Source organism: Nocardioides sp. BGA-UO-ETr-FS32, from assembly GCF_059567905.1.
In genome coordinates, this window is the sequence record NZ_JCAQOX010000014.1 from 620,697 (window position 1) to 635,351 (window position 14,655).

At 73.4% G+C, this 14,655-nt stretch carries 5 protein-coding genes; all 5 read right to left on the minus strand.

Annotated features, from left to right (window positions below):
- Positions 1-4: 4 nt before the first annotated feature.
- Complete coding sequence (locus AC57BS_RS12835; protein WP_496411834.1) at positions 5-2,905, minus strand: ATP-binding protein; 2,901 nt, start codon at positions 2,903-2,905, stop codon at positions 5-7.
- On the minus strand, positions 2,902-5,796 hold the full coding sequence (locus AC57BS_RS12840; RefSeq protein ID WP_496411835.1) for an AAA family ATPase: 2,895 nt from the start codon (positions 5,794-5,796) through the stop codon (positions 2,902-2,904). Before AC57BS_RS12840 ends, AC57BS_RS12835 begins: the two co-directional genes overlap by 4 nt.
- Positions 5,797-5,907: 111 nt before the next feature.
- Positions 5,908-8,802, minus strand: coding sequence for an ATP-binding protein (locus tag AC57BS_RS12845; protein ID WP_496411836.1), 2,895 nt, complete (start codon positions 8,800-8,802; stop codon positions 5,908-5,910).
- Positions 8,799-11,720 carry an ATP-binding protein gene (locus tag AC57BS_RS12850; protein ID WP_496411837.1) on the minus strand — a complete coding sequence of 974 codons (2,922 nt, stop codon included), beginning with the start codon at positions 11,718-11,720 and terminating at the stop codon, positions 8,799-8,801. Before AC57BS_RS12850 ends, AC57BS_RS12845 begins: the two co-directional genes overlap by 4 nt.
- Positions 11,717-14,623, minus strand: a complete 2,907-nt coding sequence (locus AC57BS_RS12855) for an ATP-binding protein (protein ID WP_496411838.1) — start codon at positions 14,621-14,623, stop codon at positions 11,717-11,719. The genes AC57BS_RS12850 and AC57BS_RS12855 overlap by 4 nt, the downstream gene beginning before the upstream one ends.
- Between the last annotated feature and the right edge of the window lie 32 nt (positions 14,624-14,655).

Here is a 14,655-nt window from a genome sequence, read left to right on the forward strand (position 1 = left end):
TGATTCAGCGTGCGGCCGCCCGGGTTGCCGCGATGGCCTCGCTGAGGGGGACGTGCTCACGGGCGTCGGTCGCGGCCTTCTTGAGCAGCCGCGCGGCGACCGTGCCCTGCCCGTCGCGGAGGGCGGCCTGCGCCGCTCGCCAGCGGCAGTACGCCGCGTCGTGGGGGCGCGGGAACGCGTCCCAGGCACGGGCGCAGGTCACCCATTCCTCGACGTTGTCGGTGAGCTCGATGCGGTGCAGCTCGGCCTCCCACTGCCTCGCCCAGGTCGGGACGTGGACGCCCTGCGCGGCCGGGCCGAGCGGATCGACTGCCGCTGCCCGGACCCTCGCTCGGAGTCCAGCGGCGGTGGCGTCTCGCTCCCCCCGCTCGGTCTGGTGTCGAGTGAGCCGCTCGGCGTGGGCGCGCGCGGCCATGGCGAGCGTGGGAGCCGCGGCCCGACTGTTGTCCGTGGGCAGCGTGAGGTCGAGCGCCGCGTCGAGCAGGTCGATCGCGGCGTCGACCTGGCCGGTCCAGAGCTCGATCTCGACGCGGTAGGGGACGTTCTCCATCCAGTTGGCGTCCCGTCGGAAATCTCCAGCGTCGGCCATGACGCATCGTGCTCGGGCGCCGTCGAGGTCACCTCGACGCATGAGCACGGCTGCCAGTGTGGTGCTGTGGAGCGGCCCCACCCGGGCGAGGGCGGACGGATCATCGGCCCCGACCACCTCGGCCGCCCGCTCGACGTGCCCCGCGCCCAGCAGCGCGTCGACGACATTGCTGCGGAGCAGGGTGAAGAGCGGGTGGTCCTGGAGCTGCCACCGGGCCCCCTGCTCGAGGGCGGGGATCGCGGCCTCCAGGACCGCATCCGTCGACGCTGCGCCCTTCAGGAGGATGTCCGTGACGTTGACGGCCACCTCGGCGTCGGCCAGCGGGTCGGCCTCGGGCATCGCGATGGTCCTGGCCTCGCCAATGAGGTCACGTGCCCGGCGGTGATCGCCGGCGGCCATCGCGTGCCAGGCGTCCCACATGACCACCCTCCGGCGACGCGGCCCGTCGTCCAGCTCGGCCAGCACGGCCTGGGCGCGGCTCAGGTCGGCGTGCACGTCCTCGAACCGGCCGAACAGGGTGAGGTGCGCGATCCTTTCCAGCAGGACGTCGACTGCCTCGCGTGAAGGTGGCAGCCGCTCGAGGAGGCCCACCGCCTCGTCGAGCAGCCGCAAACCTCGATCATCATCGGTGAAGCCGATGATCCGGCCGGCCCGGCGCAGCACGGCCAGGCGTGGCGCATCTCCGAGATCGAGAGCCAGCGCCTGTTCGACGTGGTCCCGCGCGACGTCGAAGTCAGGGACGGCGAGTGCCGCATCCAGGACCTCGCACACCAGCTCCCACCGCTCGAGACCCGCATCGGCGGTGGAGATCTCGGACAGGTGGAGGGCCCGGCTCCAGTCCTCCAAGCTCTCGCGCGCGGCCAGCCGCCGCTGAGCGCGACGGGCGGCGGCCACTCGCCACGCCAGCTCGCGGTCGGGTTCGCCGGCGTGCTGCCAGTGGTGGGCCACTTCCCCGGGCTCGACCTCGGGATCGTTGCCGAGTGCCTCGGCCAGCAGGGCATGGACGCGCCGGGCCTCACCCGGCACCAGACGCCTGCGGATCGCACGGGCCAGCAGCGGGTGGGCCAACCGCACCTCGTCGGACCCCTCCGTGCGTACGAGGCGACGACGTACGAGGGTGGTGAGTGCCTGCTGCTGCTCGTCGTCGGGCAGCCCGGACACGCCGCTCAGGGTCTCGACCCGAAGGTCGCGTTCGGCGACGCCCAGCACGCGCGCCACCCGCCACGCTGCCGGTCCGAGCTCGCCCAGCCGGTGGTCGAGCAGGTCTCCGAGCTGCCCGGGCAGCTCGTCGCCGGACGCCGTCGCCAGCTGCTCGGTGAACAGCGGCAGGCCCTGGCCCACCGCGTAGACGCGGTCGACGACGTCGTCGCCGGGACGGTCGTGGGCGTGGAGTGCCAGCTGGTCCGCGGTCTCGTCGCGGGTGAGGGGAGCGAGGTTGAGTGTCGTGGTGCCGGCACGCCGCTGGAGCCGGTTGGCCCACTGGGCGTGAACCGAGCTCACGTCGGGGTCCTCGGAGCGCCAGGTGGCAAGGACCGGGATACGGATGCCCACCGCGAGCAGGTGCTCGAGCAGGGCGAGGCTGGGCAGGTCGGCCCAGTGAAGGTCCTCGAGGAGCAGGGCGAGCGGTCGCTCGGATCCGAGGACGGTGAGGACCGACTCCACGGCAGTGAACATCCGGTGCCGGGCGAAGGCATCGGTCGTCTCTGGTGTCTGGGGCGCCGCGATCCCTGGCAGCAACGGCGAGAGGGCGGCTGCCACGAACGGCGGGCATGAGTTCAGGGACCCCTCGAGCCACCGGCCCCCGTCGACGCGCAGCACCGCGCCGAGGGCGTCCGCGATCGGGAGCAACGGCACCTCGGCGGAGAGCGGCAGGCAGTGGCCGGTGGCGACGACGGCGTCGGTGGCTCGAGCCGCCGCGGTGACGAGCGTGGTCTTGCCGATGCCGGCCTCGCCGCTGACGAGCAGGAGTCCGGTGCCGGTCTCGAGGTGTTGCCGTACGGCGGCGAGCTCGGCCTGGCGACCGGCGATGCGCGTCGCAGCAGGACGCCCGCCGTCGGTGGGGGCGGAGGCGGAGAGCCACAGGTCGTGGAACTGGACCGCGTCACCACTCATCGCCTCGACGAGGACCTCGAGAGTGCCCCACGACGGAAGTGCGGCCAGGGAGAACACCTTGGAGACGGTGGTGTGGGAGACGCCGGCCTCACGGGCGAGGGCCCGCAGCGAGGGCCAGCCGGCGCGGTGGTGCAGGTCGTGGAGCTCGGTGACGAGGTCGCGGTGGGCCCCGGGCGGCAGGTCGGGTCGCGGGAGGGCGCTCATCGGCGGCCCGCTGCGGTCTCGGCGATGGTTCGGGACAGCGGGACGTGCTCGCGGGCATCGGCGGCCGCGCGCTTGAGGAGCCGCGCGGCGAGGGTGCCCTGGCCGGTGGGAAGGGCGACCTGGGCAGCGCGCCACCGGCAGTACGCCGCGTCGTGCGGACGAGCGAGGTCGTCCCAGGTTCCGATCGCCTCGAGCCACGCGTCGACGCGGTCCTCGTCTCGCAGGCGTCCGAGCTCTGCCGACCACTGGTGCGCCGCGGCCCTGTCCGCGAGGACGGCGGACGGCTCGAAGGGGTCGTGGTGAAGGCCTGCGCGGAGCTCCAGGAGGGACGTCGTCGCCGCCTCCCTGGCCCGGGCTGGGCCCCGCACGGTCATGTCCGCGGCTGCGCGCGCGGCCAGCACGAGCAGGTCGCCCACCGTCCCCGGGGAGATCTCGTCGTGGCGGCGCCCTCCCAGGATGGTTCCGAACATCCGCCACCCGGTCGCCGGGTCGCCCATCCACACCTCGTAGGTCAGCCGGGCCTCGGCGACGAAGGGGTCGATGACCTCGTGCAGACCCGACTCCAGGCGCGACAGCCGGCGGCGCGCTGCCTCCTCGTGCCCACACAGCACCTCGAGGAGGGCGCGCTCGATGTGCGGGAGTGGAAAGAGGCCCGGCTCCTCGTCGACGGTGTGGTCGGAGATGCCCTCCAGGGCTCGACGGACCCGGCCGGCTCGACGCCATCCCTGGCTGACGTTGCACCTGAGGACGTACACGTGGCCCGAGCCCACCTGCCAGCGTTCGGCGAGCTCCAGCGCGGGACGTGCGGCCGCCTCGATGGCGTCCGCAGACCCGCAGGTCATGAGGAGGATGTCGGTGTGGCGGACGGCCACGGCCAGGTCGCGCTTCAGGTTGTTCCCATAGCCGAAGGCTCCGATGACGTCCTCGATGGCCTCGACTGCACCCTCGTCCCCTGAAGCGGCCATCTGCCAGGCGTGCTGGGCGCGGACCGACCGTTCGAGGGAATGGTCGCCCGCCCGCGCAGCCACCTGGGCCGCCTCGTCGAGCGTGGCCGCCGCCTCGTCGCGCCGACCGTGCCACTCCAGCTCTGTGCCTCGCCAGTTCAACGCCGCGGCCAGCCCCGCCGACAACGGCAGGCTGCGGTAGAGCTCGATGGCCTGCTCGACGAGCCGCAGTCCGTGGTCACCGGTGTGGAACTGCGACGAGTGGAACCTGGCCAGCAGGGCGAGCAGCTCGGCGCGCTCGGCCACGTCGTACTGGTCCCACATTGCCAGCTCCGCCTCCAGCACTGGCGCGGCCTCTCCCGGGCGACCAGCCAAGTCGAGCTGGTTCGCGATGCCCGCCACCACCTCGTGGCGCCGCACCGGCTCGTCCCCGACCTCGCGCGACTCCCGGGGCCACAGCTCCCACGCGCGCAGCCAGTGCTCCGCCGCCTGAGCAGACGCGTACCGCTCCGCCGCTGCACGGGCAGCGCGGACTCGCCACACAAGCTCCTCGGACGCCTGCGCGGCCCCCTGCCAGTGGCGAGCGACCTCAGCAGGTTCTGCGTCCGCGGCTGCCGCCAGCACAACGGCCAAGGATCGGTGCAGCGCCGCCGTCTCACTGGGAAGCAGGCGGCGACGTACTGCGTCGGCGAGCAACGGGTGTCGCAGGTGCACCGCGCCGTCGGTGACTCCGAGAAGCTGCAGGTCCCGCAGCCCACGCAGGGTGTGGGAGAGCTCGTGGGGGTCGGTCGCGAGGGCGCGGGCCACCGCCGGCTCCGCGAGCGGCCGGTCAGCCACCCCCAGGATCGCCGCCACCTGCCACGCGCGCCCATCAAGACGGCTCACCCGTCCGTCGAGGAGCTCGCGCAGGTAGGTGGGCTGACCGGCATCCGCGTGGGCGAGCTGCTCGGTGAACAACGGCTGACCGTGGCTGCGGGCGTGGATCGCGGCGGCTGCCTGGCGGGACGTGCCCAGGCGCAGGAGTGCGAGCTGCTCGGCGGTCTCGTCGCTCGTCAACGGCCCCAGTGGGAGGGACGTGGCGTCTCGGCGTATGCGTGTGCACCAGTCGCGCCGATCCGGTGGCACGTCGGGATCATCGGTCCGCCACGTGCCCAGGATGCCGGTCCGGGTGCCGCGGCACAGGTGCTCGACCAGGTCGAGGGTGAGGTCATCGGCCCAGTGCAGGTCCTCGAGGACGAGAGCGAACGCCCCATGGTCGGTGAGGGCCTCGAGCAGCTCTGCGACCGCCGAGAAGAGGCGCTGGCGCAGCCAGCGGTCGTCGGGGTCCTGCCTCGCGTCAGCCACTGACAACTCCGGCAGCAGGGTGGCCAGGGCCGTGGTGACGTACCCAGGGCAACCCTGAAGCACACCGGCCATGAACCGTCCGCCATCCACGCGTGCGACCTGGCGGAGCGCCTCGGTGAACGACATCAGGGGGATCTCCGTCGACAGCGGCAGGCAGCGCCCGGTGGCGAGTGACACTGACGGTCGTACGGAGTCGCACCCCGCGTCGACAAGGGTGGTCTTGCCCATCCCTGCCTCGCCCGTCACGAGCAGCAGGCCGGTGCCGGACTCGAGGTGGCGACGTACGGTGGCGAGCTCGGCCCTGCGTCCGGCGATCCCTGCCGACGGCGGGGCGGCCCGGTCGCCGGGGGTCGAGGCGGCGAGCCACAGCTCGTGGAACGCGGCGGCATCACCGTCCATCGCCTCCACGAGCAGCTCGAGGGTCCCCCACGACGGCCTGGCCGGGGCGGACATCACCTTGGAGACCGTGGTGTGGGACACGCCGGCGCGCCGGGCGAGGGTGCGCAGTGAGGGCCAGCCGGCGCGGTGGTGGAGGTCGTGGAGGGCGTCGACCAGGTCGCGGTGGGGACCCGGCGTCAGGTCTGGGCGGGGGAGTGCGCTCACGAACGCCCCCTTCCGCCGATGATGGCGCTGACACCAGAATCGCCCCGCGCCGCCCTCGTGTCCACGCGGAATGGCGCGTGGTCCGGACCGCGCTCGGACCGCGAGGATTGATCAGCGTGCGGCAAACCGGGTTGTCGCGATGGCGTCACTGAGGGGGACGTGCTCGCGGGCGTCGGTCGCGGCCTTCTTGAGCAGCCGCGCGGCGGCCGTGCCCTGCCCGTCCCGAAGTGCGCACTGCGCCGCCCGCCAGCGGCAGTACGCGGCGTCGTGGGGGCGGCCGAGCCGGTCCCACTCCGAGGCCGCTCGGACCCACGCGTCGGCAGTCCCAGCACCGAGGATGCGAGCGAGCTCGCAGTCCCACTGGGTGCGCCAGGCGGGCGCGGCCGCGGCGACCGCAGGCGCCCCGAGTGGATCCGCGGTGCACCGGCTCCGCCATCCGGCCACGTTGTCGTGGGCGGTCGCACGGCGTGCCCGGTCGGTCGTGCCCCCGAGCAGGTCGGCCGTCGCGCGGGCCAGGAGCACGAGCGCGTCCGCGGCCTGCGGCGCGGCGTCAAGGGGCAGGTAGACGGTCAACGCCTGCTCGAGGAGTCGCACCGCGGACCCCGCATCTCCCGCCCACAGGGCGATGTCCGCGTGCAGGGGCACCGCCTCGGCCCAGATGAAGTCGCGGTTGACCACCCTCGCCTCGGCTGCGCGTGTGCGCTCGAGGGCGCGTTCCACCTCTCCGCGGCGCAGCTCGACCGCCGCCATGGCGGCCTGCGCGGTCCACGTGAGGACGGTGGGGGCAGCGCGGGTGCTGGGCTCGAGCACGGCCGCAGCCGACGAGGTGTCGCCGGCCCGCAGGTGCACCCACGACATGTTCGTCCGCAGCAGTGCGACGATCCACGTGTCGTCGAGGTGCCAGGGCTGCGCCGCGAGCAGTGCCCGGTCGGCGATCGCCGTGGCTCGCTGCGGTGGCGCCGCAGTGTGCAGCAGTGTGTCGACCGCGGTCGCGGCAGCCATCAGCTCCAACATCAGGTCCTGTCCGTGGGCCGCGCGACCCTGCTCCTCCGCCAAGGCGACGGCGCCGTCGAAGTCTCCGCGCTCGATCCTGCGCACGATGTCGTAGGAGCGCCGGAACCTGTCCAGGCGGAGGTCGCTCAGCTCGCCGAGGTGCGCCAGCGCCTCGGCGGCGTCGTGCAGCGCTTGTCGCACCCGGCCCACGCTGACCAACGTCCAGAATCGCGCGTCCACGACGCTGACGAGCTCTGCGTGCGGGCTCAGGCGCAGCACCAGGTCGTGGGCCTCGTCGAGGAGCAGCATCCCGCGCTCGCGCTCGCCGGCGTCGTACAACAGGTCCCCCGTTACCTGGAGAAGGTGCACGCGGGCCGTGTCGAGGACGTCGAGCGCGAGGGCCCGCTCCACGAGCGGACGAGCCCGCGCCGGGTCGCCGGATTCGTACGCGGCGGACATGGCGCGCCGCAGGAGGTCCCAGATCTCGACCTCGTCCGTCCGGACGCCGGAGTCGTACAGCTCCAGCGCGCGGACCCACGAGGTGAGTTCTTCGCGACGGGCGAGTCTTTCCCCGGCCAGACGGGCGGCGGCGACGCGACAGCCGATCTCCTGATCGGGCCGGCCTGCCGCCTGCCAGTGCACGGCGAGCTCTCCGGGCGAGGCACCACCGGACGCCGCGAGCGAGCCGGCCAGCGCGGCATGGAGCACCGGCGCCTCCCCGGGGACCAGGCGGCCGCGTGCGGCCTCGGCGAGGAGTGGGTGGGCCAGGCCGACCTCGACGGTCGGCGCAGGGTCGATGAGGTGCGCGCCACGCAGGTCACGCAGGCCGGCGAGCAGGTCCGGACTGGTGAGCCCCGTGGCTCGCTGCAGCGTCGGCACCGACAGCCGGCGATCGGCGACTCCGAGGATGCTCACGACGTCGAGCGCCGGGCCTGCGAGACGGGAGAGACGACGGTCGAGAGCGACGGACAGCGCCTCCGGCAGGGCATCGTCCTCCGTCCCTCGTGCGAGCTGTTCGGTGAAGAGCGGATGGCCTCGGCTGCGCGAGTGGATGCGACCGACGCGACCGTCGTCCAGGTCGGGGTCCAGGAGGCGCAGCTGGGCCGCCGTGTCCTCGAGGGATAGGGGCGCCAGGACGACTTCGCGGACGCAGGGCAGTCGTCGCACCCGGGCCAGCCACTCGACGTGACGGGCGGAGGTGTCGAGGTCCTCGGAGCGCCACGTCGCCACCAACGGGACCCCCACGCCGGTCGTGAGGTGGTGCTCGAGCCAGTCGAGCGTCGCGGCGTCCGCCCAGTGGAGGTCCTCGATCGTCAGGCCGAACGGCGAGGCCTTCGCGAGTCCCATCAGGGTCTGGGACACGGCCAGGAACTGACGGAGACCTCCGAGTCCGTCGTCGGTGAGCTCGACCGTGACGGGGGCGATGTCGGGCAGGAGGCGGGCAAGGTGGTGACGCAGGGAGTGCTCGAGACCAGCTACGGCTTCGGACCACTGCGCGCCTGCTCCGTCCCGGGCCGCGCGGAGGGCATCGACGATCGGCATGAGTGGCACCTCCGTCGACAGGGGCAGGCAGTGACCGAGCGCGACGACGACGTCGGTCCTCGCCGCCGCCGCGCTCACGAGGGTGGTCTTCCCGATGCCGGCCTCTCCGGTGACGAGGAGGAGCCCGGTGCCGGTCTCGAGGTGGCGGCGTACGGCCTCGAGCTCTGTCGCGCGGCCGGCGATGCGCGGAGCAGCAGGACGCCCGCCGTCGGTGGGGGTGGAGGCGGCGAGCCACAGGTCGTGGAACTGCGTCGTGTCACGGTCCATGGCTTCGACGAGGACCTCCAGGGTGCCCCATGCGGGGAGTGCGGGTTGGGAGAATGTCTTGGAGACGGTGGTGTGGGAGACGCCGCTCTCGCGGGCGAGGGTGCGCAGGCTGGGCCAGCCGGCGCGGTGGTGGAGGTCGTGAAGGGCGTCGACCAGGTCGCGGTGGGCACCCGACCGCAGGTCGGGGCGGGGGAGCGCGCTCATCGGGCGCCTGCCCGGGTCGCGGCTATGGCCTGGGAGAGGGGGACGTGCTCGCGGGCGCCGGTGGCGGCCTTTGCGAGCAGCTTGGCCGCGACGGTCGCCTGGCCGTCACGGAGGGCGCACCGTGCTGCCCGCCAGCGGGCGTACGCCGCGTCGTGGGGGCGAGCGAGGGCATCCCAGGCGAGGACCGCACGCGACCAGTGGTCGACCCGATCGCGCGCCTCCAGCCGCGCCAGCTCGGCCAGCCAGGTCGCATCGAGGGCGTGCGCGTACGCGGGCGTGAGGCCATGGGGGACTGGCGCGGGGACGCCGTCGGTGACGGGCAGGCGGGAGTGGAGCTCGCGGATCGTCGGACGGTGGCGCCGCGCAACGGCATCGCCGGCATCGGCTGCCGCCTGGGCGGCATGGACCAGCGCGGGGCGTGACAGACCAGCGGGGGCAGTCTCCATGGTCTCGACGAGCGCGGGCAGGAGCAGCGCCAGCGCGTCCTCGGCCGCGCCGCTCCACAGGTGGACGCGTGCCAGGGCGTCGAGGATCTCGAGGTCGTTGCCGACCCCCCGGGGCTCCCAGGCCTGCCGCAGGGACACGACGCGCTGGATGGCCAGGTCGGCGTGCCCCCTCAGGCTGTCGAGGCACGCGCGGTCGAGGTGGAGTGGCCAGCGATCGATGTCGACAGGCTCGTCCGACCACGCGTCCACCAGATCGGCGGCATCCGCCACCCTGCCCTCGCGGATGCGGCCCCACACGATGTTCGAGCGCACGAGCAGCGCGTGGTAGCTGTCGATCTGCCACCGGTCCGCCGCTGCGAGCCCGGGCTGTCCAGCAGCCTCGATGGCGTCCGCGCCGGTCCCCGTCAGCAACATCATGTCGGTGAGGAGCACGGCTTGCCGGATGTCGCCGGCGGGATCCGACAGGGGAGGCACGAGGGCTGTCGCCTCGGCCATCGTCCGCTTCGCCTCGTCCAGGTCGCCGGATGCGCCCTGGTACCAGGCCACCCAGCTGAGAGCGGCTCGGCGGACCCGTGCGTCGCCCACCCGCGCGGCCGCGTCCGCGGCAGCGCGGGAGGCCTCGGCCGCTTCGGCGAACAGTTCGCTCGCCTGGAGCAGGGCTGCCTTCCTCAGCAGCGCGTAGGCCAGGCCGGTGGACGGCGGCAGGGCCTGGAAGATGGCAAGGGACTCCTCGATGAGGGTCAACCCGCTGTCCGGACCGACGCGCTGTCCTGCGAAGTCTGCGGCGCGCCTGAGGAGCTCGGCCCGGACGAGCGGATCGACCTCCCCCAGCCGATCCGCGGCCTCGTCGGACATCCTGGCTGCACGATCGAACTGCATCGAGTTCTTCACTGCGTCCATCGCCGCGAGGTATCCCTGCTCGCGGGTCACTGGCGGTGTGCCGACGGTGAGGCCGTTCGTCGGCCAGATCTCCAGTGCGCGGAGCCACTGCTCTCCCTCGGTCGCCGTGGCAAAGCGCGCAGCTGCCGCGCGGGCCGCCGCGACCCGCCACTCCAGCTCGCGCTCCGGATCCGATGCTGCCTCCCAGTGCCCCGCCACCTCTGCGGGAGATGCGTCCGACGACAGGCCGAGCACGTCAGCGACAGCGCGGTGCACCGCGCGCGCCTCACCCGCGACCAACCTCCGGCGGGTGGCCTCGGCGAGCAGGGGGTGCTGCAGCTCTGCCGCGCCGTGCCGGGTGGTGCGCACGAGACGGCGTCGCTGCAGGTCGTGGAGCTGGTCGACGAGGAGTTCGTGCGAGAGACCGGTCAGCTGCTCCAGCTGTTCGGCTGTCAGAGGACGGTCGGCCACGCCGAGGGCGCGAGTGAGGCGCCACGCCGCGTCCGAGAGCCCCTCGAACCGCCGATCGAGCAGGTCGTTCAAGAGGCGAGGGAGGGGCGCATCCTCGTCGAGCTGTGCTGCGAGCTGGTCGGTGAACAGGGGTTGCCCGCGGGTCCGCCGGTAGACGCGGTGGGCGAGGTCGTCACGTAGGTCGACACCGAGGAGCGCGAGCTGCTGTGTGGTCTCGGTCTCGCTGAGAGGTGTGAGCTCGATCTGACGGACGTTCGGCGATCGACACATCCGTTCGAACCACTCGCGGTGCGCCGTGGGTGTGGCGGCGTCGTCGAGGCGCCACGTGCCAGCAAGCGTCACAGGCGTACGAGAGGCCAGCAGGTGCTCGACGAGGTCCAGGGTGCCGGGGTCGGCCCAGTGCAGGTCCTCGACCAGCAGGCAGAGCTCGCCCGTGTCCGTCAGCGAACGCAACGCCTCGGCCACCGAGACGAAGAGCCGCTGGCGCGCGGTGCTGTCGTCGGGGGCGAGGGGCTCGGCACTCGGGTCGAGCTCGGGGAGGAGCAGCGCCAGGTTCCTGCGCACATAGGTGGGGCACGCGGCCAGCGCCTCCTGCAGCCAGCGTCCGTCGTCACGGTCGAGGATGTGACGCAGGGTGCCCGCGACCGGCAGGAAGGGAACGTCGGTCGAGAGCGGCAGGCAGTGGCCGGCGGCGACGAACGAGCTCACCGTCTCCGCGGCGGCCGTCACGAGCCTCGTCTTGCCTATGCCGGCCTCGCCGGTGACGAGCAGCAGTCCGGTGCCGGTCTCGAGGTGGCGGCGTACGGCTTCGAGCTCTGTCGCGCGGCCGGCGATGCGCGGAGCAGCAGGACGCCCGCCGTCGGTGGGGGTGGAGGCGGCGAGCCACAGGTCGTGGAACTGCGTCGTGTCACCGTCCATGGCTTCGACGAGGACCTCCAGGGTGCCCCATGCGGGGAGGCCGGGCTGGGAGAAGGTCTTGGAGACGGTGGTGTGGGAGACGCCGGTCTCGCGGGCGAGGGTGCGCAGGCTTGGCCAGCCGGCGCGGTGGTGGAGGTCGTGAAGGGCGTCGACCAGGTCGCGGTGGGCACCCGACCGCAGGTCGGGGCGGGGGAGCGCGCTCATCGGGCGCCTGCCCGGGTCGCGGCGATGGCCTGGGAGAGGGGGACGTGCTCGTGGGCGCCGGTGGCGGCCCGCTTGAGGAGCCGCGCGGCGAGGGTGCCCTGGCCGTCGCGGAGGGCGACCTGGGCAGCCCGCCACCGGCAGTACGCCGCGTCGTGCGGACGGTGCAGGTCGTCCCAGCGTGCGGCGGTGGTCGCCCAGAGGGCTGCGGTGGCGACGCCGTCGTGCCGCGCCAGCTCGACTCGGGCGGCGCTGCGGTGGGCCTCGACGAAGGCGTCGTCGGTCGTCGCCCTGGCGCCGAGGCCGCTCTGTTCCAGCAGCGCCTGGACCGTGGACCGGTGCGGAGACGGAGACCCCGAGGTCTCCGCCTCGCTGGCGATGGCGCGGACCGACCCGACAAGGGCGCGGAAGAGCGTCCGGGCCGCCGCTCCTCCGGCCAGGTTGGCCTGGAGCGCGTGCAGGACTTGGTCGAGCCCGCGGGTCGGGGTCCCGGTCCAGTACGCCATGTCGACCCGCTCGCCCAGGAAGTCGGCCTGGACGGCGTCGGGTGTGCCCAGCATCCGGAGCACCTCCTCGAACCGGGTCGAGCCTGCTTCCACCATGCCGGACAGGACATCGACCCCTGCGCGGAGCACGTGGAGCACGATGCGGCCGTAGTCCGGCGGCTCGTCGGGCTCCACCGCGATGGTCTCGGAGGCGCGCGCGACCTGCCCGGCGTACAGCAACGCCTCGGCGAGGTTCGCGCGCAGGAACATCACCATCTCGTTGTCGATTCCGAGTGACGCGGCGGTGGTGAGCGCGGCGCCGGCTACCGCCTCGACCTCCTCGACGGTGGCTCCGCACTTGAGGAGCACGTCGCTCGCGAACACCGCCTGCCGGATGTCACCGAGCGGGTCCACGCCGTCCGGGGTCAGGGCTGCGGCCTTCGCCAGAAGCCCGAGACACCGGTCCACGTCGCCCGTGTCGGCCTGCTGGCCGGCAAGCGTCGTCAGGTGGTACCTCTCCAGTCGCGCATCACCGATCCGGGCCGCCACCTCGGCCGCCTCGCGAACCTGTGCGAAGGCATCGTCGAACTGCCCGAGGTCCTCCAGCAGCAGCCGCTTGCGGTTGAGCGCACGCGCCAGCCCGGGGCCCTCGGGCATGCGCCTGTAGGCCTCCAGAGCCTCCTCGATCAGCGCCAGGCCGACCGACACGCTCTCGTTCTCGCCGCGGAACGCGGCAGCCCGGATGAGGACCTCGGCGCGCACCGAGTCGTCGGCAGCGGCGAAGAGGCGCTCCGCCTCAGCGTTCAGCGCCGCGCCCCGGTCCCACTGGAAGGACTCGTCGAGGGCGTCCACCGCCGCGAGGTAGACGTCCGGCAACCGAATGGGTGGGTCACCCGCGTCCTCCACTCGGTCGGGCCAGAGCTCGAGCACACGCAGCCACTGCTCGGCCTCCTGTGCCCAGTCGAAACATGCGGCGGACTCCCGGGCGGCCGCGATCCGCCATGCCAGCTCCTCCTCGGCCTCGCCGGCCCGCTGCCAGTGCAGCGCTACCTCTGCGGGCACGGGCGCCCTCGTGTCCGCGAGCGCCCCGGCGAGCGCCCGGTGCACCTCGCGCCCCTCACCGGGGACCAGGCGACGTCGCGCTGCCTCGGCCAGCAGCGGGTGGTCGAGCACAGCGCTGTCGGGGTCGTCCCTGCGGCCGAGCAGCCGCAGCCCACGAAGCGACCGCATCGCATCCGCCAGCTCGTCCGGCGCCAGTCCCGCGACCGTGCCGACGACCGTCGCAGGAAGGGGGCGATCGGCCACGCCCAGTGTCCTCACGACACGCCAGACGGCGGGCGCAAGCCCGCTCAGGCGCGCGTCGAGCAGGTCCGAGAGCGCGTGGGGCAGGCCGGCCTCGGGCAGGTGGGTGGCGAGGTGCGTCGTGAACAGCGGGTGCCCGCGGCTCCGCGAGAAGACGGCCTCGACGTCGGCGTCCGTGCCGAGCCCAGCGAGCTGAGCCGCGGTCTCGACCCGGGTGAGCGGGCCGAGGTGCACGGTCGAGCCGGCCGGAGCCCGGTCCACCCGCCTCCGCCACTGGTTGCCGACGTCCGGGGTGTCGGGGTCACCCTCGCGCCACGTGCCGAGGAAGGTCACGTCGCCGTCCGTAGCCCCGGACGCCGTGAGGGCGACGTGCTCGAGCAGGTCCAGCGTGACGGTGTCGGCCCAGTGCAGGTCCTCGAGCACGAGGGCCACCCGACCGTCGCGCGCCAGCGCGGCCAGCACGGTGGCCACGGCAATGAACAGGCGCTGCCGCCCGAGCGAGTCGTCAGGGGGGCCGGCCGTCCCGAGCTCCGGCACCAGCCGCGCCAGCTCGAGGGCGACGTAGGCAGGGCACGAGGCGAGCGCCGTGGACAGGAGTCGTCCGCCGTCCTGCGCCAGGATACCGCGCAGCGCTTCGCACAGCGGCATCAGCGGCACGTCGACGGACAGCGGCAGGCAGTGACCGAGGAGCACCAGCGGTTGCGGGGTCACCAACGCCGCCTGGACGAGCGTGGTCTTGCCCATGCCGGCCTCGCCTGTCACGAGGAGGAGTCCGGTGCCGGTCTCCAGGTGGCGGCGTACGGCGGCGAGCTCGGCCTGGCGACCGGCGATGCGCGTGGTGGTAGGTCGCCCGCCGTCGGTGGGGGTGGAGGCGGCGAGCCACAGGTCGTGGAAGCCGGTGGTGTCGCCGTGCAGGGACTCGACCAGCAGCTCGAGGGTCCCCCAGGACGGCAGTGCGGACGCTGAGAACACCTTGGAGACGGTGGTGTGGGAGACGCCGGTGTCGCGTGCCATGGTGCGCAGTGAGGGCCAGCCGGCACGGTGGTGCAGGTCGTGCAGGGCGTCGACCAGGTCGCGGTGGGCACCCGACCGCAGGTCCGGGCGGGGGAGTGCGCTCACGAGTGCCCCCTTCCGCCGATGCTGGCGCTGAC